The 21,116-nt window shown below is 61.4% G+C and carries 21 protein-coding genes and 1 tRNA gene; 10 read left to right on the forward strand and 12 right to left on the reverse strand.

What is annotated here, in order from left to right:
- Positions 1 to 114: 114 nt before the first annotated feature.
- Positions 115 to 258 (forward strand): lasso RiPP family leader peptide-containing protein, encoded by a 144-nt coding sequence (locus EA472_RS07070; protein ID WP_124190813.1) that lies wholly within the window; start codon positions 115 to 117, stop codon positions 256 to 258.
- 118 nt (positions 259 to 376) lie between these two features.
- Here the strand turns inward: EA472_RS07070 and EA472_RS07075 are convergent, their stop codons facing one another.
- From EA472_RS07075 to EA472_RS07085, 3 genes are all read right to left on the reverse strand, one after another.
- Complete coding sequence (locus EA472_RS07075; RefSeq protein ID WP_243637793.1) at positions 377 to 1,330, reverse strand: hypothetical protein; 954 nt, start codon at positions 1,328 to 1,330, stop codon at positions 377 to 379.
- Positions 1,331 to 1,516: 186 nt separating this feature from the next.
- Positions 1,517 to 3,340 carry an ABC transporter ATP-binding protein gene (locus EA472_RS07080; RefSeq protein ID WP_124190814.1) on the reverse strand — a complete coding sequence of 608 codons (1,824 nt, stop codon included), beginning with the start codon at positions 3,338 to 3,340 and terminating at the stop codon, positions 1,517 to 1,519.
- 18 nt (positions 3,341 to 3,358) lie between these two features.
- Complete coding sequence (locus EA472_RS07085; protein ID WP_124190815.1) at positions 3,359 to 4,570, reverse strand: nucleotidyltransferase domain-containing protein; 1,212 nt, start codon at positions 4,568 to 4,570, stop codon at positions 3,359 to 3,361.
- A 377-nt stretch (positions 4,571 to 4,947) separates the two neighbouring features.
- Here EA472_RS07085 and EA472_RS07090 point away from each other — a divergent pair, with 377 nt between their 5' ends.
- From EA472_RS07090 to EA472_RS07100, 3 genes are all read left to right on the forward strand, one after another.
- On the forward strand, positions 4,948 to 5,883 hold the full coding sequence (locus EA472_RS07090) for an NAD-dependent epimerase/dehydratase family protein (RefSeq protein ID WP_124190816.1): 936 nt from the start codon (positions 4,948 to 4,950) through the stop codon (positions 5,881 to 5,883).
- A 59-nt stretch (positions 5,884 to 5,942) separates the two neighbouring features.
- A complete protein-coding gene (locus EA472_RS07095) occupies positions 5,943 to 7,409 on the forward strand; it encodes a flippase (RefSeq protein ID WP_124190817.1) in 1,467 nt (488 codons plus the stop codon).
- 123 nt (positions 7,410 to 7,532) lie between these two features.
- Positions 7,533 to 9,374, forward strand: a complete 1,842-nt coding sequence (locus EA472_RS07100) for a hypothetical protein (protein ID WP_124190818.1) — start codon at positions 7,533 to 7,535, stop codon at positions 9,372 to 9,374.
- Here EA472_RS07100 and EA472_RS07105 read toward each other — a convergent pair.
- The 8 genes from EA472_RS07105 to EA472_RS22400 all read right to left on the reverse strand — a co-directional run bounded on the left by EA472_RS07105 (position 9,326) and on the right by EA472_RS22400 (position 16,968).
- Positions 9,326 to 10,081 (reverse strand): hypothetical protein, encoded by a 756-nt coding sequence (locus EA472_RS07105; RefSeq protein ID WP_124190819.1) that lies wholly within the window; start codon positions 10,079 to 10,081, stop codon positions 9,326 to 9,328. The genes EA472_RS07100 and EA472_RS07105 overlap by 49 nt on opposite strands.
- Positions 10,056 to 11,276, reverse strand: a complete 1,221-nt coding sequence (locus tag EA472_RS07110; RefSeq protein WP_124190820.1) for a glycosyltransferase — start codon at positions 11,274 to 11,276, stop codon at positions 10,056 to 10,058. Before EA472_RS07110 ends, EA472_RS07105 begins: the two co-directional genes overlap by 26 nt.
- The gene (locus tag EA472_RS07115) at positions 11,269 to 12,291 is read right to left on the reverse strand and encodes a DUF354 domain-containing protein (RefSeq protein WP_124190821.1); all 1,023 of its coding nucleotides are present in this window, start codon (positions 12,289 to 12,291) and stop codon (positions 11,269 to 11,271) included. Before EA472_RS07115 ends, EA472_RS07110 begins: the two co-directional genes overlap by 8 nt.
- Positions 12,288 to 13,358: a glycosyltransferase family 2 protein gene (locus EA472_RS07120; protein WP_124190822.1), complete on the reverse strand. Its 1,071-nt coding sequence runs from the start codon at positions 13,356 to 13,358 to the stop codon at positions 12,288 to 12,290. Before EA472_RS07120 ends, EA472_RS07115 begins: the two co-directional genes overlap by 4 nt.
- On the reverse strand, positions 13,358 to 14,701 hold the full coding sequence (locus EA472_RS07125) for a nucleotide sugar dehydrogenase (protein WP_124190823.1): 1,344 nt from the start codon (positions 14,699 to 14,701) through the stop codon (positions 13,358 to 13,360). Before EA472_RS07125 ends, EA472_RS07120 begins: the two co-directional genes overlap by 1 nt.
- 1,211 nt (positions 14,702 to 15,912) lie before the next feature.
- A tRNA-Lys gene (locus tag EA472_RS07130) sits at positions 15,913 to 15,986 on the reverse strand.
- A 91-nt stretch (positions 15,987 to 16,077) separates the two neighbouring features.
- Complete coding sequence (locus tag EA472_RS07135) at positions 16,078 to 16,779, reverse strand: DUF7119 family protein (protein WP_124190824.1); 702 nt, start codon at positions 16,777 to 16,779, stop codon at positions 16,078 to 16,080.
- 51 nt (positions 16,780 to 16,830) lie between these two features.
- Entirely contained in the window at positions 16,831 to 16,968 is a 138-nt protein-coding gene (locus EA472_RS22400) for a hypothetical protein (protein WP_165874843.1), read from the reverse strand.
- A gap of 634 nt (positions 16,969 to 17,602) precedes the next feature.
- Between EA472_RS22400 and EA472_RS07140 the strand changes: the two genes are divergently transcribed.
- The 6 genes from EA472_RS07140 to EA472_RS07165 all read left to right on the forward strand — a co-directional run bounded on the left by EA472_RS07140 (position 17,603) and on the right by EA472_RS07165 (position 20,468).
- Complete coding sequence (locus EA472_RS07140; protein WP_124190825.1) at positions 17,603 to 18,097, forward strand: ferritin-like domain-containing protein; 495 nt, start codon at positions 17,603 to 17,605, stop codon at positions 18,095 to 18,097.
- Between the two features lie 5 nt (positions 18,098 to 18,102).
- Positions 18,103 to 18,330 (forward strand): hypothetical protein, encoded by a 228-nt coding sequence (locus EA472_RS07145; RefSeq protein ID WP_165874840.1) that lies wholly within the window; start codon positions 18,103 to 18,105, stop codon positions 18,328 to 18,330.
- Positions 18,302 to 18,778, forward strand: a complete 477-nt coding sequence (rimI, locus tag EA472_RS07150; RefSeq protein WP_124190827.1) for a ribosomal protein S18-alanine N-acetyltransferase — start codon at positions 18,302 to 18,304, stop codon at positions 18,776 to 18,778. The genes EA472_RS07145 and rimI overlap by 29 nt, the downstream gene beginning before the upstream one ends.
- Positions 18,779 to 18,862: 84 nt before the next feature.
- Complete coding sequence (locus tag EA472_RS07155) at positions 18,863 to 19,306, forward strand: DUF5810 domain-containing protein (RefSeq protein ID WP_124190828.1); 444 nt, start codon at positions 18,863 to 18,865, stop codon at positions 19,304 to 19,306.
- A gap of 25 nt (positions 19,307 to 19,331) precedes the next feature.
- Positions 19,332 to 19,742 carry a DUF5809 family protein gene (locus EA472_RS07160; RefSeq protein WP_124190829.1) on the forward strand — a complete coding sequence of 137 codons (411 nt, stop codon included), beginning with the start codon at positions 19,332 to 19,334 and terminating at the stop codon, positions 19,740 to 19,742.
- 123 nt (positions 19,743 to 19,865) lie between these two features.
- Positions 19,866 to 20,468, forward strand: coding sequence for an NUDIX hydrolase (locus tag EA472_RS07165; RefSeq protein ID WP_124190830.1), 603 nt, complete (start codon positions 19,866 to 19,868; stop codon positions 20,466 to 20,468).
- Positions 20,469 to 20,520: 52 nt separating this feature from the next.
- Here EA472_RS07165 and pyrE read toward each other — a convergent pair whose 3' ends face one another.
- Positions 20,521 to 21,051 (reverse strand): orotate phosphoribosyltransferase, encoded by a 531-nt coding sequence (gene pyrE / locus EA472_RS07170; RefSeq protein WP_124190831.1) that lies wholly within the window; start codon positions 21,049 to 21,051, stop codon positions 20,521 to 20,523.
- Between the last annotated feature and the right edge of the window lie 65 nt (positions 21,052 to 21,116).

The following is a 21,116-nucleotide window of genomic DNA, read 5'->3' on the forward strand; positions in this document are numbered from 1 at the left end:
GCGGTCGTCTCCTCACGCAGTTCTACTGCCCTCCCGGATGGTTCGGCGAGGGTGATCTCAAGTGTATGATTGCAATGGGAAAATTTATGTTAGTATAACCTGTATAACAACCTGATGTCGAGAGAATCAAACGACACGTACGAGAGTCCGAAGGTAACCGAATTCGGCTCAGTGGAATCGTTAACCGAGAGCGACAAGGTCGGCACCGGCGAAGACGAGTACTCCGGAGCGACGTCGCTCACCGGCTCCGTCGTGTGAGCGTCCGACGAGAACGAACGACAGTTCGAGCCGGTGAGCCCCACCGAAACGAACTCGATCTCGCTGGATAACCGTCACGATCGCACTTTTATTCGACGAAAGCGGAGCAGCGGACGCTTCACTGATGCGAGAGGTGAGTACGCCCGCTCGAGTGAAGATCGTCGACGACTGCCTCGACGAGAGCCGGTAACGACCGGTGATCCCTGGGTCGCCGAAGCCGCCGAAACGGACACGTTTTCGCGATCGTCGTGCACTGGCGGAAGTTCACCGCAGTCGCGTCGGTTTCGGCGAGCATTCCACCCGTGTACGTCCGTGAAACCAGCTGGGACACCCGCTCGTGAGGATCGAGACGATCGATAGCGAGGGAATCGTCCTCCTCGAGAAGGTAACAGGCTGCGAGCGGTGCCGGTCGCCGAGCGGCGTCGAACTGCTTGTATCGCTTCTCGGAATCGGCGTCGCTGGCCGGACCGGTCGTTCCCTCGACGTCGAGCGCCTCGACCGCGTCGGGCATCAATCGAAGCTGGGGAACGCCCGGCAGTACCGCTGGATGGCTCTCGTCGACCCTGATGCCGACGACGTCGTCTTCGAGAATCGTATGGCCGGCGGCGTCGAACGCAGCAGCCGTCGTCGACTTTCCGGCACCGCGGGGACCGAGGAAGACCGCGGCTCGTCCGTCGACGGCCACGGCGCTCGCGTGGAGAACGAGCTGTCCACGCTGGTGGAGAAGCACGCCCATCATCTCGTTCTGGAAGAGGCGACGAACGATCTTCGGCGGCACCGCTCCCGGCGTCGTCTCGAATTCGGCTACCGGATCGAACGACACGCGTCTCCCGTCCTCGACGAGGAACGTACCGATCGTGTCGTACGACAACCGACACGTATTCGGACCGGCCCGAATCCGGCGTCCGCCTTCGCCGGCGACGGACGTCGGAACGGGATCGAGTTCGTCTCGGCGTAGTTCGACGTCGATCGCCTCGGCGGTTCCTTCCACCTGTGGAAGTTCCGGAAGCGAGAACGTCGATTCGATCGTCAGTCCGTACGCCGTATAATAGGTCAGTGCGACGTTATTCATACCACACGTACGTTATCATAAGTATTTAGTGATTCGTAAATTTTCCCGGCGAACGTCGATCGTTTCCGATCGTCGATTCGGACGGCGGTCGAGCGAGAGCGGCTGTACCGACGTATCGGTCCGACCGCAGGACAGGCGCGGTTGCACCGCTCCGGACGTACGACGGACCGTCCGGACCGACGACGGTCACGTCGACGGCGGCGTCTCGAGTTGTGAATCGTACAGCGCCGCGTAATGGGACTGGCCGTGGACGAGTTCTCTGTGGGTACCCGATTCGACGACCTCACCCCCGACGAGCGTGTAAATTCGATCGGCGTCCCTGACGGTCGATATCCAGTGGCCGATGACGATCGTCGCGTAGTTCCGGTCCATCCCTTCGATGCCCTCGAGAATCGCGTCCTCGGTCGGTGAATCGAGTTCACTCGTTGCCTCGTCGAGAACGAGTACGTCCGCGTCCGTCAGGAGTGCTCTTGCGATCGCGACGCGCTGTCGTTGTCCGCCCGAGAGTCGGACGCCGTCGTCTCCGATCCAGCTATCGAGGCCGTTCGGGAGGTCGTCGAGGAAGGCCGACACTCGACTGATCTCGCAGACGCGATCGACCGCCGCGTCGCTCGCGTCCTGATTTCCGACGGTCAGATTGTATCGGAGTGTCCCCGTGAAAAGAAAGGGGTTCTGGGGGACGACGGCCACCCGATCCCGCCAACGCCTACGATCGATTTCGTCTAACGCGACGCCATCGACGAGGACGGATCCGTCGTCCGGCTCGTACAATCCGGCGACCAACGAAACGATCGTCGATTTACCGGCACCCGAGGGACCGACCAGCGCGATCGTCTCGCCGCGTTCGACGGACAGATCGACGTCGCGTATGCTCCCGGAGTGAGATCCGGTAGCCGCATCATCGTATCGAAAACGAACCCCGTCGAACTCGAGCGTCGTCGCCGGGGTCGGCGGCGGATTACCTGACGTTTGCTCGGCGTTGCGCCCGAGGTCGTCGACGAGACGCTGCGTTCGGACCAGATGCGGAAGCGCACCGTCCAGCGAGTAAATAGTATCGTTAATTTGACTTATGAGCGGTGAGAGTCGAAACATCGCGAACAGAAAGACACCCAGTGCGGCGAACGACAACGCCAGATACTCGATAGCGAGGTACACGAGCGCGAATACGACGAACGCGTTGAGTAGCTGATTGAACTTTCCCAGCGCGATCTTGTTTCGCTCGAGTCTGACTCGCGTATCGACGAGTCGATCGTGAGCGCGACGGTACCGCTCGTTCAGATCGCCGCGCATGGCGAACAGCTTCGTTTCGCGTCGGCCCCGAACGCCGGCGTTGATCAGCGACTGAATCTCTTCGTTGGCGGACGCGATCTCGTCACCGATCCGGTAGCCCGGCGTGAGTACGTATCGCGTGAGAAAGACGACGGCTCCCAGGACGACGACCGTCATCATCGTCAGCACGGGCGACAGTACCAGCGCGACCGAACCGTACGCGATCGCAAAGAACACCTTCTCCACCGCGCCGAGCAGGTCGGTCAGGACGCGTGCGGATCGTTGGGTTTCGGTTACGATCGTGTTCGTCACCTCGTCGGAATCGACCCCGTCGACGTACGAAATTTCGGCGGTCAACAGGGCCTCGTAACACTCCCGTCTGAGGTGTGCCATGTATCCGGTCACGAGCGACGCCTGCAGCCACCCGACGAGAAAGCTCGCGCCGAATCGGATCGTCATCACGACGGCGAGACCCAGGATCAGCGTCTCGAGCGTCGCGGTGACGCCGATCGCATCGTAGAACTGGACGAACGTTCCGACCAGCTCCGACGGTTCGTCAGCGAGGTCGCCGTCCGTCTGTGCCGCTTCGATGATCGGGAGCAAAAACGTCAGCCCGATCCCCTCGAAGAGAGCAGCGAACAGTTTCATCGCGAGAAGCGCCGCCGCGTGCGCCGGCCGATAGCGGACGACCCGCTCGAGCGTTCGAACCTTCTCGCGCAGATTCAATCGTGGTTCACTCATCTGGTGACACTCGATAGGTTACTGTCGGCCGATCTTGCGGCCGGAACCGGTCAGCAATCGGGTCAGGACCGCTCGTCCGATCCGAAAGCCGCGTACGACGGCGTACAGTGGAACGAGTGGACGCGGGAGCGACACGAGCTCTATCTCCCCCCGGTCGGGCTCGACTGCGCCTTTGATCCAGAACGCGATTCTGTCCCGGCGTTTGTCGAGGGTTCGTGCCTGATACCGTTTCTCGTCCAGGTACCAGTACGACGCGTCGTCGAACAGCCGGTCACGAACGTGAGTGGTCAGTGATTCGATCTCCGGATCGGACTCGATCGCTCGACGAACGGACGCCGGGAGCTCGAGACCGAGAACCCGGTCGGTGACCGAAAGCCCAAGGTATAGCATTCGTTCGCGGTTGTGGCGTCTGGCTCGTTCGATCACCGTCTCCCAGTCGAACGAGTGCGAGCGAACGTACGCGCTGACGTCACAGATCCACATGAAACGTTCCCAGCGGTGGCGCGTCCCGTGAACGCAAAGCGTCAACAGCCGATCCTCGTCTGAGAGGACGGGAACGTCGGTTCCAGCGACCGAAAGCGTCGACCGACGGTCCCAGACCGTCTCCAGACGAATTGCGGACGGGAATCGTCGCGAGACGACGCGCCAGTGCAGTTCGACCTCGAGCGGCTCGTTGCGGTGGGTAAACGCGTAGTCGCGGCTGTAACGCGCGTATGCCCACCGTTGGCGCTCGGTCAACTCGTCGGTCGTCTCGAGGACGAAGCGGTGTTCGTATCCCCTGTCGAGAAGGATCGATCTGAGCGCTGGAATCTCCTCACGCGAGACGAGAAAGTCCAGATCGCCGAACGCGCGTCGACCGACCGACCCGAGTGCGACCTCGCTGACTATCGGCCCGCGGTACGGAATCGCCCTCACGCCTTCCGCTCGAAACGCCGACGAAAGCGATGCGACTTCCTGAAGCATCCGAAGGTTCCGTCGTGACACCTGTCGGCTACGGTCGGCGAGCGATTCGAGCGTCTTTTTCGGCATCGATCCGACGGAGTGCTCGCGTACCGCCTCGAGGACCAGCGAACTGAGCCCGTGTCGTATCGTTAGCTCTCGTACTCGGTCCCAGTCCACGCGGTCGTCCGTCCAGTCGAACCGCGCCGGTCGTTCGCCGGCGGCGGCTCTGGCGCACTCGGTGACGAACCGTTCCGCCGTCCGCTGTGTTTCGTTTCCCCTACAATTCATGATATGGTAAGACACACCATCATTTCAGTACGCTACTGGTCGGTGAGACGAAGTCCCTCTACGTGTTTCGACCGCATCACGACGAATCCGACGTAACGCAGGCGACGATCTGTGGGATTTCACACTCTCGACAGATGAGTGCGGGTCGACTTTTGTGAGTGCCTCGCTCCAGCGCCAACCCGCAGTTCGGACAGACAGTCTCGTCCGGAATTTCGTCTAGATCCATACCAGACTCCTGTTCCTCTATATAATAAATTTAGTGATTTAATCCGTATTTTTATTACCACTGTCGATACAATATCAACGATCATATAATAATGTACTCGTGGAAGAGATTCAATCGAAATATAAATAGTGGAAACAAACAATCGGCTGGTATGGAACTTTCCGATCGGAGCGTCCTCGTGACCGGCGGCGCGGGACTCGTTGGATCAGCACTGGCCCGCCGACTCGCCACCGAGAACGACGTTCTGGTAGTCGACGACCTCTCGAACGGTGTCAGGGAGTCCGTTCCAGAGGCGGCCGAGTTCGTCGAGGGAGACGTCGCTTCGGACGAGACCCTAGAACGCGTCGTCACGTCGGATCTCGACATCGTCGTCCACTGTGCCGCAGCCGATAAGTACGTCAACAGCGACGAACCGCGCTCACAGTTCGAGTCGAACGTCGCGATGACGCACTCGCTGCTCGAGCGCGTGAGCACCGTCGGCGTTTCGGACGTCGTGTTCACCTCGTCGTCGACCGTATACGGCGAAGCACCTCGGCCGACGCCGGAAGATTACGCACCGCTCGAGCCGATCAGCGTCTACGGAGCGGCGAAACTCGCCGAGGAATCGATACTCTCGGTGTACGCACACACCCGTGACGTAACCGTCTGGAACTTTCGGTTTGCAAACGTCGTCGCGCCTCGCGTCGGCGCAGGGGTGATTCCGGACTTCGTCGAGAAACTCGAACGCGATCCGGAGACGCTGACGATTCTCGGCAACGGTCGACAGGAAAAATCGTACATGCACGTCGAAGACTGCGTCGATGCGATCCATCACGTCGTCGAACGCGCGCCATCGTCGGCGGGACCGATGCAGACGTACAACCTTGGAACGAAAACGACGACGTCGGTCGATCGGATCGCCGACATCGTTAGCGAGGAGATGACGCTCGACCCGGCCTACGAGTACACGGGAGGTGATCGCGGCTGGACCGGCGACGTCCCCAAAATGCGTCTCTCCATCGAGAAACTCGCGGCACTCGGGTGGGAACCAGAACACAGTAGCGACGAAGCGGTACGGAAGGTTGCGAGAGAACTGGTTCGACGCTGAGCCCGAACAACTCTACCTATCATGATACGCACAACAGTACGGTTACACCGATCCGCCCGATGACCGGGACGGATACGCTCGTTTCGCGGTTCAAAATCGAGTTGGGGGGTCAGCTGGTCGCGGCGATCTCGGGCGCGTGTTTGATCGTCGCACTCGCTCGCTTTCTCGAACCCGAAGCGTACGGACTCCTGTTCTTTGCGATCTCGATTCTGTCCGTCCTGATGGTGGCGACGAAGCTCGGAATCGGGCGGTCTGCCGGACGCTATCTCTCCGAATACAAGGAAACGGATCCCACGCAGATCCCACACATCGTTCGGACGTCGCTTCTGTTGAATCTCGGGACGATTATCGTCGTTGGCGTCGGTCTCTTGGTCGGACACCGGTTGCTCGCGGACCTGGTAGGAGAGCCCGAGCTCGCTCCACTTCTGGCTCTCGGCGTCGCGTACGTCGCGTTCGGAACGCTCACCAAGTACGTTCGGCTGGTTCTCCAGGGCTTCGAAGCCATCGAACTGGCGGCAATTGTTCACGCGATCGACCGCGGCGGACGACTGCTGTTTGCGATTGCGCTCGTCGTCTCAGGGTTCGGTGCGGCCGGTGCGCTGGGCGGATATATTCTGGGGTACGTGTTCGCTACCGGAGTCGGACTCGGGTTGATTTACACCCGGTACTATCGAACCGTTCGAGAAGTCGGCCCTGTCGAGCCGAACCTCCGTCGTCGAATCGCGGAGTATACAGTTCCGCTAACGGCGACGAGCACGGCGAACGTCGTCGAAAAGCAGATCGATACGGTACTGGTCGGATTCTTTCTTACGCCGGTTGCGGTGAGCTTCTACGTCATCAGTAAACAGGTCGTCGAGTTCGTCGAAAAGCCGGCGACTGCGCTCGGGTTTACGCTCTCGCCAACGCTCGGAGCCGAGAAGGCCAGTGACAATCTGGATCACGCTCGCGAGATCATCGAGCTGGCGCTCGTCAAATCGCTCCTGTTGTACGTGCCCGCTGCCGTCGGCCTGATACTCGTCGCCGAGCCGACCATCCACCTCGTTTTCGGCGTCGAGTACGCCGGTGCGGTTCCCGTCCTCCAGATACTGGGAGTGTACGCCGTCTTTCGCACCGTGACGAAGGTCGTCGGCCACGGCCTCGATTTCATGGGCCGAGCCCGCGACCGTGCGATCGTCAAAGGGGTGACTGCTGCGCTCAACGTTCTGTTAAACGTCGTGTTAATTCCGCGAATCGGCGTTACCGGAGCCGCGATCGCGACGGTCACGACGTACGGAATCTTCACCGCCGCGAACCTGTACTTCGTCCACGCCGAACTCGGGCTTCGCACCGGATACCTCCTCAGACAGATCTCGCTCGTCGCGGGGGTAACCGTGGGTATGGCGGCCGTCGTCTCGTTTTTCCTGACGTACGTCTCGAGCGCGCTGTCGCTCGTGGTCGTCGTCGCGATCGGAGCGTTCGTCTGGGGAGTACTTTCAGTCTCCACGGGTCTCCTCGATCCGAACGCTCTGATCTCGCGTGTGACGTGACGTTCGCACCCACTCTCGAAGGGGAGACGGTTCCGAGCGATAGATTGACTGGCCGCGTTCGAGTAATCATACAACCGTATTTTCACAAAATTTATCACCGGTAGATGCGGCAACTCTACACGAATGGGAATCGTAGCTACCGACTGGTCCTACAAAATATCGGTCGCGATGTGCTTCGTTCTCAGCGGCACCGCAGCCGCGATCGCCGTTCGAAACGGCGCGATCGGCTACGAAATCGACGTCTATCGGTCGACCCCGCGTTCGTTCTGGCTCGTGCTCGCGTCTTCCATCTGTGCGTCGACTCTCATCGCATTTTCTCGCGTCGAAGCGAACGAACCGAACCGCCTAGCGCTCGTCGCGACCGCGTACTCCGTGCTTCTGGTGGTTTCGTTACCGCTCCTTCGACGGTACTATTTTGTAGGTGAAGGTGACATGTTGACACATCTCGGGTGGACTCGTGAGCTACTAGCCGGGACGAGATCGGCAACCGACCTGCTCTATCCGGCAGTTCACCTCCTTGGGAGTGCACTCGCACAGACCACGGCGTTGTCCGTTCGCCGATCGCTGATGCTGCTCCCGGTGATTTTCGTCGGCTTGTTCGTCGTGTTCGTTGCGCTCGTCGTTCGACGGATCGATTCCACGACGGGAGCGACGACGTTGGGCGTGTTTTTCGCGCTCTTTTTGTTGCCGGTCAACCACGTTACGATACACGTAGAGCCGTCTCCTCGAAATTTCGCGCTGTTTTCGATCCCGTTCGTTCTGTTCGCCGTCCTTCTCGTTCTGATCGAGCGGACGATCCGGACCCGCCTGATCGCGCTGTTGCTGTTCGCCGGATTACTCGTGTTCCATCCGATGTATACGGTCGTTCTGACGGTCTTTCTCGTAGCCGTCGCCGTCGTGCTCTGGCTGTATCAGTCTCTCGGACCGGTAGACGGTGGCAGCGTCGGAACGCTGTTCCGCCAATCGCTACTACTAGGCGGCTGTACGTGGGTCTGGATCCGATTCGAAAACGTGTTCGCGAATTTCTTTTCCGGATTACTCTTTTACGTCGTCGAAGGCGCAGAAGTTGCGGGTGACGTCTCCCAACGGGGTTCCTCGGTCGCCGAAGTCGGTGGCACACTCGCCACGCTGTTTCTGAAACTGTTTTCCGTCAGCCTCGTCGTGGGGCTCGTCGTCGCGGTGTTCACACTCGAGCGAACACTCGCGTTGGTTCGTCGCCCGAGCTCACGTACGACGCCCGACGGTGAGCGCGATCTGCTGTTGTCGAGTTTCGTGTTCGGTCTCGTCCCGATTGGAGGGATGATGTTGCTTTTTCTCGTCACCAATCGGACGACTATGTTCTTCCGATTTGCCGGTTTCGTGATGGTGATCTTCACGATCGTCGGTGCCGTAGCCACGGGTCGGTACGTCGTTTCGAGCGTGTCGCTGGACACTCGATTCGTACTCGTTCCCTGCCTTCTGGTTCTCGTGGGACTGTCGCTGCTCATCGTTCACCCGTCCGGCTACATCCATCAGGACACGGAACACGTAACCGAAGCGGACACGACCGGATACGAACTGGTGTTCCAGTACGAACAGCCGACCGTTAGACACGATCACGTTCGTTCGCACGTGAGTCGGTACGGACACGCCATCAACGGCCCTGCCCACCGTGACCGGCGAGACTACTATCACGACGGATGGCGACGCGGTGGGTCACCGGATAACTTCGCATCCCAGGATCTTCCGACGGTGTATCCCTCGAAAACGTATCTAACGATAAGTAGTGCCGACGAGAAACGCGAGAGCGAACTCTACGACGGATTCCGATTTACGGAGGACGACTTCGCCTATCTCGAGCGGGAGACGGTCGCCCACCGGGTGCACACGACGGGTGACTTCAGAACGTACTACGTCGCTCCCGATCGAGCTGACGATCAAGAAGAGATATTCTCGGCCACGACCACATCGTCCAGATCAGGATGATCCGTCCCCCACTTCGTATCGGCGGGCGGCGTTCCGTCGAATTCACCCTCTACAAGTTTCCGCCGTCGCGTCATCCAATCCTCGTGTCTCACGAGCACGCGGACCGGTATCTCGTCCAGACCGAGAACCTTCGCGATGAACAGCCGATGGTTTCCGTTTCCGTTGAAGATCACGTCTCCGTTTCGTCCAATATTCACGCAGACCTGATCGAGTCCGTCGTCGGTTCTGTATCCGTCGTCGCGTATCTGCTGGTAGAGTTCGTCGATCTCCCGATACCGGCGCACGACATCCGCTTTCGTCGTACATCCGTCGTAACTTCCCTTTCGCTCGGCGAGTTCGAGAATGTGTTCGTATATGTTCGTTTCCTCCCACGGGATTCCGCGTTCGTACCGATCGACGACCGCGCTGTACTTTCGAAGTTCGTTCACGGGTACCGTCTCGAGATCCCAGTCGCCACCGCGGACTGTTGCACCCGCGTAGTATGCGAGGCTGAACGTCCCTCCGTACCGAAACGGATTGTTCGTAAACCGTCCCCCGTACCACTCGATCACGGACGGATCGACGTCGATCGTTTTGTACGGATGGGGGTAGTGATCTCTCCGACGAGCGAGTCCCAGGCGAACGTACCGAAGGGTGTACGTCGCCAGGATGGCGGCGATGGCGGTCGCGATTCGGAGCGCTTCATTCCACAACGTCCTGATAAACATCGTACACCTCGTCGGCGATCTCGTTCCAGGTAAACCGGGTCCCGTACTCCAGGATCGTCTCTCGGTTCCAGGACCTGGAGAGCCCGCGTTGAAGCACCTCGGTGAGCGCGTCCGTGTCGTTGGGAGGACAGAGTAATCCGTACTCGTCGGTCGTGATTATTTCGTCGACCCCCCCGACGTTGGTTCCGACGTAGGGCTTTCCACAGCCCAGCGCCTCGAACATCACCGTCGGGTTCCCTTCCGATTCGCTCGCGAGTGCGAATATGTCACACGCGTTGAGCCAGTTTGCGAGCTCTTCGTTGGGGATGAATCCGAGAACGCGCACGTCGAGCGTCTCGTTGCTGTATCTTTGTGCCAACCGCTCGAGGTTTCGGCGTTCTTTTCCTCGCCCGCCGATGGCACAGACGACGGGTTCGTCGTGTTCGACGGCCGCCACCGCTTCGATCAACAGGTCGAACCGTTTTCTCGGGATCAACCCTCCAAGCGAAAACACGACCGTTTCGTCTCGGGAGATACCGAGTCGCTCTCGAGCGGTCGCCGTCTCTTTCAGCGGTAACCGCTCACGATCGTACCCGTTTGGAATCGCGTGGACGGTATCGTTGTACTCCGAGAGCCGTTCGCAGTCCTTTTCGTTCACTCGAATAATCGCATCGGCGTTTTTCCACGTCCAGTACAGATCGTCGTTTCCGGACTGGAGTTCGTCAGCCAGTCGGTCTTCGTTCTCGTGAACGGTGATTACGCTGGGTATCCCGAACTCCTCCCCTAACCGCGTTGCGACGTATCCTGCGGTCCAGCTAAAGTGTGCGTGAACGAGATCGAACGACTCGATCCGCCCGCGGAGTTCGGTTTTCACCGCCCAGTAGTGGTGTTTTCCGAGGCTTCTGTACCAGCGATCGATCGGCGCGTACGTCAGCGCCAACGGGACGACTTCCACGTTCTCGGGAGACGAGTCCGCGATTTTGAAATCGCGGCCGTACTTTTTCAGCGTGTCGAACTCGAGTATCCCCGAGAGATCGGTGAACCGATTGTAGCGAACGAGTACGACCACTTCCTCGAATCGATCCGCGATCGCGTCGATCTGACCTTTCGTGAAATTGCTGTAGTTGTGTGCGATAACGAGGAGCTTGCGTCCACCGTGACGATCACCGGCCGTCGTCGAGCTGTGGCTCGAGGCGGCTACCGTCGCGTCATCCATGACGCAACACCTCCTGAATAACGTACTCCGACGTGTCGATCTTATCGGAGAGGAGCCGTTCTCGACGACGACTCCACGTCGTTTCGGACGTCGAATTCAGAATCTCGGTCGCTTTTTCGACGCTTCGCTCCTGTCGGTCCGGACCGGTGTATTCGAATATCAAACCGTATCGTTCGCTGAGTTCGGTGACGTATCCGAGTTCGATAGACGACGCGTATATCGCCGGTGTGCCGAGAACGGCGCTTTCGGTGGCCATCGTCGGACTCTCGCCGATGAACAGATCGGAGTAGTACAAGAGATCGTGTATCCGGTGCGGTGGGATGTCGATCCGCCGTCGCTCGAGCGAGGCCGGGAGCGGGCTCTCCGACGAGATCACCACCTGTGCGCCTTCCCGTTCTAGTCGCGAGACGACCGATTCCGTCCGATCGAAGCCGCTTTTTCCGACGTCGTGGGCGGCGTCCCACGAAACGAGTCGCAAGACGACGAGGGGGTCGTCTTCCGAAACGCCGACGGCCGCCAGTACGTCCGGATTCGGCTCGAATCGATCGGGATGCAGGTACGCGAGTTCGTGATATCCGGGATACCGGACCTGTTTGGATCCGATCTCGTTTCGATAACAGGTTGGCGTGTAGATGACGTCACAGAACGGGAACGCCAGTCTGTTCTGTACCGTTGCGTGCTCCGTATCGGTGAAGATTAGTCCCGTACTGCCGACGAGTCTGGCGGCGTGGGCGACACCGGGTTCAGCAATCGCGGCCATCACGTCCGGTTCGATTCGACGCGCCTTTCGGATCAGGCGACTCTCGTAGCGCAGTTGCGTCAGTGCTAACTCTGTAACGGAGTTCGTCGGCCCGGCCAGAACTTCGTACGGGATTTCGTACTCGTCGAGCAGATCGACCGCGACGTCTTTTTCCCGCACGAAGACGGTAACCCGGTGATCGTTCGAGAGACGCTTCACCGGATGTTTGAAGAAGTGGACGTGGGCCGGATGCTGGATCGTGAAGACGATTTTCATTCGAAAACCGTCACCTCGTACGACTCGTTTTCTTTCACGTCGAAGGTCATCGCCAACAGCGTGGACACGATTCCGACCGAAACGAGGAGCAAACAGGACACGAATCGAACGAACCACGGGTCGTCCAGCGCAAACGCGGCGTAGAACGACCACGCCGAGCCTAGCGTGCCGACCCCGATCGTTCCCGCGCCGAACAGATAGAACAGAGCGAGCGGGTGGAAATCCATGACGAGGTATCTCGTCTTCAATCGCCAGAGGAAGTTCCTGAGTAACATCACGGAAACGTTTCGGACGTATTTCGTGTAGGTGATGCTCGACTCCTCGTCACCGTACACGGCCGGCATCGCGACGTCTGCGACCCGCATTCCGTTCGCGTTCAACTTCACGAGAATATCGTTGCAGTAACCGTAGTACTCGTAGAGCCCTTCCACGTCGATCGCCTCGAGGGATTCCCGAGAGATGGCCGTATACCCGTTCTGGGGATCCATCATCTTCCAGTAGCCGCTGGCGATTTTGGTCAGTACCGTCAGGATCGCGTTTCCGAAAAACCGGAACTTCGGCATCGATTTCCGATACTCGCGGTACAAAAGGCGATTGCCTTTCGCGTAATCCGCGTCGCCGCCGACGACCGGATCCAGTAGGCGTGGCATCTGCGAAAGGTCCATCTGTCCGTCGCCGTCGACGGTGACCGCGACGTCGAGCCCGTCCTCGAGCGCAGCGAGGTATCCCGTCTTGATCGCACCGCCCGCGCCGAGGTTCTCGCGGTGTTGGATCGGCGTAACCCGTCCGATCGGATCGTGTACGGTCGCTCGCCGTGCGAGCGGGCACGAGCCACCGTCCGTTACGAGCCGTCGTTCGACCGCGTCGTCGCGCTGGGGCGAGTCGTCGCCGCTTCGTTCGTCCGCTCGAGCCGCCTCGAGAATCTCGTCCCAGGTACCGTCGGTCGAACAGTCGTCGACGACGAAGATCGAATCGACGTACGCCGGCATTCCGCGGATGACGTCCCCGATGAAGCCTGCTTCGTCGTACGCCGGCACGACGACGCCGATCGAGTGATCCCTGTACATCAGAGCCTCCGGTAGACGAACCCGTTTTCGTTCGCCTCCGCTTCGAACGCGCCGTCAACGTCGACCAGCACGGGATCGTCGTTCATTTCGTACGCGAGATCCCCGAGACTCAGCCCGTAGAACTCGTCGTGTACCGTCCCGATTACGATCGCGTCGATTCCGCTCGCCGAGAGATCCGTCTGGACGTCGATTCCGAACTCCGCGCGAACGAGTTCGGGATCCGCGTGCGGATCGAAGCCGACGACCGACACGTCGTACTCCCGCAACGCTTCGATCACGTTCCCGATTTTGGACGTTCTAATGTCGGCGACGTTCGGCTTGTACGTCAACCCCAACACGAGCACACGGCTGTCTCGCAACACGTTCCCGGTCTCGTTGAGCGCTCGAACAGTCATGTCTGCGACGTGGTCGGGCACGTACTCGTTGACCTCGCGTGCTTTTCGGATCAGTTCGGGAGAGAAGTCGTTTCGTTCGCTCTCGTAAATCAGGTAAAACGGATCCACGGGGATGCAGTGTCCGCCGACCAGACCCGGACGGTACTCGTGGAAGTTCCACTTCGTTCCCGCGGCCTCGAGGACCTCCCGCGTGTCTAGCCCGAGGTGCGTACACGCAACGGCGAGTTCGTTGACCAACGCGATGTTGAGGTCGCGCTGAGTATTCTCGACGCACTTTGCGGCCTCGGCCGTTTCGATCGTCGGCGCCCGATGGACGCCCGCGTCCACGACGCTCTCGTACAGCGCCGCGACGTCCTCGAGCGTCTCGTCGGTCATTGCGCTGACGATCTTGACGACGTTTTCCAGTCCGTGCTCGTCGTCGCCGGGAACCATTCGTTCGGGGGAGTAGCCGACGCCGATTTCTTCGCCGGCGGTGAGGCCGCTCGCATCTTCGATCGCCGGCACGAACACTTCCCGAGTCGCACCGGGATAGACGGTCGATTCGAGAACGGCCGTCGCGCCGGCTTCGATGTGCTCGCCCACCGTTCGTCCCGCACTATCGACGAGTTCGAGGTTCGGTTTCTCGAGGTCGTCGACCGGCGTCGGCACGGCGACGATCACGTACTCGGCGTTCGAGATCACCGACGGATCCGACGAAAACTCGATCGAACACCGTTCGATCGCCTCATCTCCGACGTCACCGGTCGGATCGACGCCGTTTTCGAGGGCGTCTATCTTTCCGGGATCGACGTCGTACCCGTCGACGTCGTGTCCGATTCGGCTGAATTCGTACGCTAGCGGCAAACCGACGTAGCCGAGACCGACGACGCAGATACTGGCGTCATCGACGGGGCGCTCCGATTCGGACTCGAGTCCAGATTCGCGATGTAGTTGTTCGTGTTCTTTCATACTGATTCTCATTGGGGGTTGATTGATCGGGTGACGACCTCCGAGGGGCGAACGCCGTCGCTCAAACACCTGCGGAAGATCCTGCTTATTTTACACCCGAACAGGTAGAACATTATTCGAACACTCCATTCATATATCTATCGAACCATCATTATTACTGTAGAAACAATATTGTTTTATCGAGTATCCGGGGGAGTTCTGTCGTGGCGTGTACGATACCTGTCTCGACCGTTCCCGCAGATATCGCGGGCTACCGAATCGATCGAGAATCTCGGCTCCCTGGGTGCGAGGAAACGGAGAGACGTCTCTCTCGGATCGTATCTCCGCGGAAGAAGCCGGCCGGAACGTCCAAGGTGTTCACCCCCTACAGTGATTACACGCGGTTCGGTGGGGCCGGCTTGTCGCTTCGGCGAGGGTACTCTGCTCGAGAGGGACAGTTGGCGTGGCAACGACAGCGGTCCCTTCCTCGCCGGTTCGCGTGTACGAGAGACAAATATAAATATTTTGGCCGGACGTCCCTGGGTGAAGCGATTCGTCTCCTCGCAGTGATCGTTTTTCCGCTGAATTTTCGTCGGGCGGACGGCGTCACGCAGCTCGAACGCGACCGTGACCGCCGGCAGTTGCTCGCTCGTTTCGTTCGCGCTGGTTCCGGAGCGTTCTCGGGTGTACGCCCGAGCCACCGCGAACCCCCACGCTTTCCACTCACGTCCGTCACTACCGTCGTCGGCCTCTCGAGGCGAATCGCGGAGACCGCCCCGCCCCCGATCAGCGCCGTATTCGCTCTCTCCCGACCTCGGCACGCTCTTCTGGCCCGTACGAGGTGTGCCTCTCGTGAACACCGTTCGACCGTCGGCCCGCGCCGGCGCGCGACAATCGAAGTCGGGAACTCGAGCGACGGTGCACTCTCGACGGGCGACTCTCGGCCGATGGTGCGCTCTCGACGGATCCGTGAAGGCGGGGACTCACAGCCGTGGAAACGGGTCGGGCGCGATTGTGAACGACGCCCAGAAATGCTCGCTTCGCTGCGCCTTTCTGGTCTACTTCAAATCGCGGCGGCCGTTGCACTCCTCACGTCCGTTCGTCGTGAAAACGGGCCGGGCGCGATTTGAACACACGGTCGGACGTGCTCACTCCGTTGCGCGCGACCTCCCTGCGTTCAAATCCCGCCGGTTCCGATGCTCGCCGCTCGCGGATTTGCTCGCGGCGAGAAGCGGGCCGGGCGCGATTTGAACACGCGACCGTCTGGTTAAAAGCCAGACGCTCTGCCGGACTGAGCTACCGGCCCCGTGTCCGTCACTATCGGCGAGTAGTGGTTAAACGTTTTCTTTCTGTCGCCGTGAATGCGGCCGGTCAGCAACGTACGCGGTGTGACTGGGTTACTCCGACTCGAAATACTGCTCGAGCGCTTCGGTGACGATCTCGCCGGGGTCGACGCCGTCGATGGACGCCCGCCGTCGCAGATCCCGATAGGTTTCGGCCGAGAGCGTGACCTCGACTCGACCGAGTCGGACGTCGTACTCCGCGAGCGCCTGACGGATAGGAACGCCGTCGTTGACGGCGCTTGCGACGCTTCGAACCTCGCGAACGGTGAGATCGCCGTCGATCGCCGCCCACGCGAGCAGGAGCCGCGCCTCGCCAGCGACGCGCGCAATGTGCTTTGCCGCGGTCGGCGCGATGATCCCAAGCGCGACCTGTTTGCGAACCGAACGGGGGAGATCGTGAACGCGGGCCCACTTTCTGATGAACGAAACCGTGACGTCGCTGCCGGCGCGCTCGGCCGCCGCTTTGTACGATCCCTCGCCGCGAACCAGCGCGGCGCAGGCGGCCGCCCCGCGGAGCATGTAGAGGTGGTCGTCCTCGATCGCCCCGCGTGCGAACTGTCGAACCGTTTCGGCGGCGTTCTCGAGGCTGTCCGGATCGTCGGGGTCGAACTGGACGGCCTCGCGGGCTCGGGTCCCGGTGACCGATTCGTCGCCGCGGATGACTGGCGCACCGACGGGTGATTCTCGATCCGTCGGGATCGATCGATTGCCCTCGCCGCGACCACGCGAGCGATCGCCGGGCCGATTGTCGGTCATGCTATCCAGTACGGACCTCGGTATCAAAAAAGGCGCTACCTCGGATTGGACTCACTCCTCGCGCTTCTCCGCGAGGTGTTCCCAGATCTCCGTACAGCCGGCCCCTTCCTCGATATCGTCGAGGTGAGCGTCGTCCCGTTGTTCGTCCTGCTCCGTTGTCGTCGCTTTACACTCGGCCGAGTCGGTCATTACCCTCCGTTCGAACCCAGCCACTATAAGTAGCGCTTCGGCTGCAAGCGATACCCGTGCTCTGCTCTAGAGGAATATATTACCGGCTTTCCCGACGGTCACTTTCGGCCGATTCCGCTGCCATCGGCCGATTTCGTTCAGGAGCGGCGTCACGGGATCGACGCCGATTTCCCCGCGCGAAACCGATCGATCCGACCGTCGCCCGATCGTGCGTCAGCCGGTTTGTCGGCCACCCTGAGGCGGTTCCCCCGGCTCGGAACCTCGAGTCCGGAGCGAAACCGATGACGTGTCAGTTGAATCGTTCGGATCGTTGATTCGTCGTCTGTGTGCCCCCTGGGATCAGTTTCGGCGGTCTCTCCGCCGAGTGCATCGGTCGTCGCAAAAACGGCCGGTAGTTGAGGCGCGACGGTCGAGTCGTACGGTCGAACGTCGCCGTCCGCTCGGTGATACTGGTCTCGGAAACCCCGTCGATCAACAGTGCGAGCCCGCCGTTTCGGTCGCGAGCGATCCATCACCGAACAGTGACGATCGAACGGGGTGAGTACGCCGTTGCAGGCGGTCGCCAGATCGCTGATCTCGCCTGCCGTCGCAGGCTCTCGACTTTTTCACTGCGCCGGTGAAGTCGGCGTGACGTATGAGCTTGGAAACGATTCACGACCTGTTCGAACACGGACTCGAGGACATTTACCACGCCGAACACGAACTGCTCGACGCGCTGGATGACCTGGAGCAACACACCGAACGCGAGGAGATCGCGACCGCGTTCGCGGACCACCGCGAGGAGACGCGGGATCAGATCGACCGGCTCGAAGAGGTGTTCGATATGTTCGGCGAGCCGCCGGAGAAAGAGGAGTGCGAGGGCATCGAGGGCCTGATTCGGGAGTACGAGGGGTTCACGTCGGAAGAGCCCGACCAGGAGGTGCTCGATTACCACAACATGGCCGCCGCGGAGAAGACGGAACACTACGAGATCGCCGCCTACGGCAATCTGATCCCCCTCGCCGACCAGCTCGGCATGAGCGACGCGGCGGACCTCCTCGAGGAGAACCTCCGCGAGGAGCAGGACGCCCTCGAGCGGTTGAAGGAGCTGACCGAGGAGTTCGAGATCGAGGCGATTCCGGCGGAGTGATCGCCGTGTCCGACGACTCCCACGACGACGAACCGGACGACAATCAGACGCAGTACGGCGGGACGGAGGACGCCGAACCGACGACCACCGTCGACGACTCCGAGGAGCAAACCGACGAAGAGTACTCGGTACCGACTGGCCGGTCGACTCGAACGCGTCCGACTGACGGTATCCCTTTTATCCCTGGACGACCTATCGGAACCCGTGACGACGCGCGCTTCGGCGGAGCGTGACGGCGACGTATCGATCCGACCCGCAGAGCGCGTTGACCTGCTCGCCGTCGTTCGCATCGAAAACGCGTCCTTCTCTCAGCCCTGGCCCTACGAGGCGTTCGAGGGATTTCTCGGGGAACCGGGGTTTTTAGTCGCCCACAACGACGACGAGATCGCCGGCTACGTCGTCGCCGACGCCACCCAACAGTTCGGCCGCCGACTCGGCCACGTCAAGGACATCGCGGTCCACCCCGACAGGCGGGAAGCCGGCGTCGGCTCCGCGTTACTCTCGCGGACGCTCGCCGTCCTCGCCGCTCAGGGATCCGGGACGGTCAAACTCGAGGTTCGGCACTCGAACGACGGTGCAAAGCGTCTCTACCGGCAGTTCGGCTTCGAGCCGCTCCGTCGTGTGCCCGGCTACTACGACGACGGCGAAGACGCGATCGTGATGATCCGGAAACTCGAGTGACCGCGCCAGCGGTTACCGCCATCCCTCGAGCGCGGCCGGCGCGGTTGCGTGGCCGTTTTACCGCCCCCAGCCGTAGGCGACGGCATGGGATACGCCTGTCCAGTGTGCGACGCCGAACAACACGACGCCGTCCATCTGGCGAACCACCTGGCGGTCACCGCCTCGATCGGCAGGCAGGACCACCGCGAGTGGCTCGCGGAGTACGCGCCGAACTGGGAGCGCTGCGGTCCGGAGGAACTGGGCGAGATCGTCAGCGAGTACGCCCGCGAGATCGAGACGCCCGAGTTCGAGGGGACGAGCCACGGCCACGACGCCGGTCGACCGGCCGGGTTCGAGGACGCGCTGGCGGCTCAGAGCCGCCGTCCCGGTCGGGGTGCGGTGTCCGACGACGCCGCGGGCGTCCTCGAGGAGGCGCGGGAACTGACGCGACAGATGCAGGAGTCGAGCGCGTCCGGTCACGCGGAATCGGACGGCGACGAGTCGGACCACGACGACTCGGCGGGCGAAAGCGCGAACGAAAACGCGTAACTACCCACGAGCCGAGCCAACGCACATGCACACGGTGGGGACGTTCGACTTCGAATCGCCGGAAGACGCACGCGCCGCGTACGAATCGGTCGGGCCCGCAGCACGGACGGTCGTCCGCGAGGTCGCGCGAGCGATGGAGTTCGATCGCGAGGAGTACGACGACCGGGTCACCACGGACGTCGTCGAGACGGCCCGGGACGCGCTCTTTGCGAGCCTGCTCGAGGTCTCCGTCGGAACGCGCGAGGAGTACGACTCGTGGCTCGAATCCAGCGACGAGGAGGTCGTCGAGGTCGGCAACGAGAACGTCGACAACGTCGTCTGGCACGCCGGTCCCGACGGAACGGCGGTCGCGGCGACGTTCCAGGACGAAGCGGACGCCGCGATCGCGACGCTTCGCCGACAGGCGTTCGGCCGGATCTACCGCGAGCTCCTCTAGTGGCGTCCCAAGCCTGAACTGCTGAGCGAAATCATTCGGTGTGGTTCGATTTCGCTCAGCAGTCGACGCTTGGGAGGGTACTAGAACCGCAGCTATTACTCGATCGGGGCCCACCGCTTTTGCATGACCGCACCCGAAGCGTGGACGCACCTCGAGGAAGTGACGGAGTACGAGACGGGCTGGTACGACGGCGGCTACGACCTGCTCGAACAGCCCGACGGGACGAACAAACGCTACTACTGGGCGGAGTTACCGCCAGCGGTGGTCGTGGTCGCCCGGATAGACGCCCGATCGGTCCCGACCGTCGAGGGCGGCGGTTCCGACGCCGAAACCGCAGACGACGAGGATCGGCTCCTCTTCGTGAAACAATACCGTCCTGCGATCGGGGAGACGCATCTCGAGCTTCCCGCCGGCATCGTCGAGGACGGCGAGTCGTACACCGCGGCGGCCGCACGCGAACTCGAGGAGGAGACCGGCTTTCGGCCCGCGAGTACGACGCTCCTCCAGGAGTACGCCGTCGCAACCGGCGTGTTGCGCCACGACCGCGGCGTCGTCTACGCCGAGGGGCTCGAGCCCGGCGAGCGCGCCCTCGATTCGAACGAGTTCCTCGAGGTGACGACCGTCCCGATCGGCCGCGCGATCGACCGCGCCCGCGAGCAGCCGGCCAACGACTCGACGCTGTCGGCGCTGTTGCTCGCGCGCGAGGACGGATTGGTCGACCGGTGACGATTTCGTCCGCGTCGAGCCGTTGACGATCCGTCGGCCGACGCTTCGGTTGTCACGCCGAATCGCGATCGGCCAGCAGCTCGCTCGCCGTGACGAGCGATTCCATCTCCACGCCGGCGTCCTCGACGTTCTCGCGGCCGCCCTCCTCGCGGTCGACGACGACCAGCGCGCGCTCGACGGTCGCGCCGGCGTCCCGGAGCGCCTCGACGGCGTCGACGAGGCTCGTTCCGGTGGTGACGATGTCCTCGAGCACGACGACCTCCTCGCCGTCCTCGAGTCGTCCTTCGACGAGGTTTCCGGTGCCGTACTCCTTGCGCTGCTTGCGCGCGATGACGTAGGGGACGCCGGCCGCGACGCTCGTCGCCGCCGCGAGCGGAACGCCGCCGAGAGCGACGCCGCCGAGTTTCTCGTCGTCGATCCGGCCGGCGAACGCCCCGGCGATCGCCTCGAGACACCGGGGATCGGTCTCGAAGAGGTACTTGTCGACGTAGTACTCGCTGGTTCCGCCGTGGGAGAGTTCGAACTCGCCGAACTTGACGGCTTCCGCCGCTCGCAGGGCGTCGATGAGCTCCTGGTTGGTCATCGCTCGAAGGGCCGTCCCGAACCGAAATAAGCGCGCCGAAGACGTCCGACCGGACGATCGGAGGC

The organism is Natrarchaeobius oligotrophus (assembly GCF_003841465.1).
Lineage (GTDB): Archaea > Halobacteriota > Halobacteria > Halobacteriales > Natrialbaceae > Natrarchaeobius > Natrarchaeobius oligotrophus.

Coding starts and splice junctions, on each gene's coding strand:
- EA472_RS07070 (WP_124190813.1), top strand. CDS start 115: ATGTCGAGAGAATCAAACGACACGTACGAGAGTCCGAAGGTAACCGAA.
- EA472_RS07075 (WP_243637793.1), bottom strand. CDS start 1,330: ATGAATAACGTCGCACTGACCTATTATACGGCGTACGGACTGACGATC.
- EA472_RS07080 (WP_124190814.1), bottom strand. CDS start 3,340: ATGAGTGAACCACGATTGAATCTGCGCGAGAAGGTTCGAACGCTCGAG.
- EA472_RS07085 (WP_124190815.1), bottom strand. CDS start 4,570: ATGAATTGTAGGGGAAACGAAACACAGCGGACGGCGGAACGGTTCGTC.
- EA472_RS07090 (WP_124190816.1), top strand. CDS start 4,948: ATGGAACTTTCCGATCGGAGCGTCCTCGTGACCGGCGGCGCGGGACTC.
- EA472_RS07095 (WP_124190817.1), top strand. CDS start 5,943: ATGACCGGGACGGATACGCTCGTTTCGCGGTTCAAAATCGAGTTGGGG.
- EA472_RS07100 (WP_124190818.1), top strand. CDS start 7,533: ATGGGAATCGTAGCTACCGACTGGTCCTACAAAATATCGGTCGCGATG.
- EA472_RS07105 (WP_124190819.1), bottom strand. CDS start 10,081: ATGTTTATCAGGACGTTGTGGAATGAAGCGCTCCGAATCGCGACCGCC.
- EA472_RS07110 (WP_124190820.1), bottom strand. CDS start 11,276: ATGGATGACGCGACGGTAGCCGCCTCGAGCCACAGCTCGACGACGGCC.
- EA472_RS07115 (WP_124190821.1), bottom strand. CDS start 12,291: ATGAAAATCGTCTTCACGATCCAGCATCCGGCCCACGTCCACTTCTTC.
- EA472_RS07120 (WP_124190822.1), bottom strand. CDS start 13,358: ATGTACAGGGATCACTCGATCGGCGTCGTCGTGCCGGCGTACGACGAA.
- EA472_RS07125 (WP_124190823.1), bottom strand. CDS start 14,701: ATGAAAGAACACGAACAACTACATCGCGAATCTGGACTCGAGTCCGAA.
- EA472_RS07135 (WP_124190824.1), bottom strand. CDS start 16,779: ATGACCGACAATCGGCCCGGCGATCGCTCGCGTGGTCGCGGCGAGGGC.
- EA472_RS22400 (WP_165874843.1), bottom strand. CDS start 16,968: ATGACCGACTCGGCCGAGTGTAAAGCGACGACAACGGAGCAGGACGAA.
- EA472_RS07140 (WP_124190825.1), top strand. CDS start 17,603: ATGAGCTTGGAAACGATTCACGACCTGTTCGAACACGGACTCGAGGAC.
- EA472_RS07155 (WP_124190828.1), top strand. CDS start 18,863: ATGGGATACGCCTGTCCAGTGTGCGACGCCGAACAACACGACGCCGTC.
- EA472_RS07160 (WP_124190829.1), top strand. CDS start 19,332: ATGCACACGGTGGGGACGTTCGACTTCGAATCGCCGGAAGACGCACGC.
- EA472_RS07165 (WP_124190830.1), top strand. CDS start 19,866: ATGACCGCACCCGAAGCGTGGACGCACCTCGAGGAAGTGACGGAGTAC.
- pyrE (WP_124190831.1), bottom strand. CDS start 21,051: ATGACCAACCAGGAGCTCATCGACGCCCTGCGAGCGGCGGAAGCCGTC.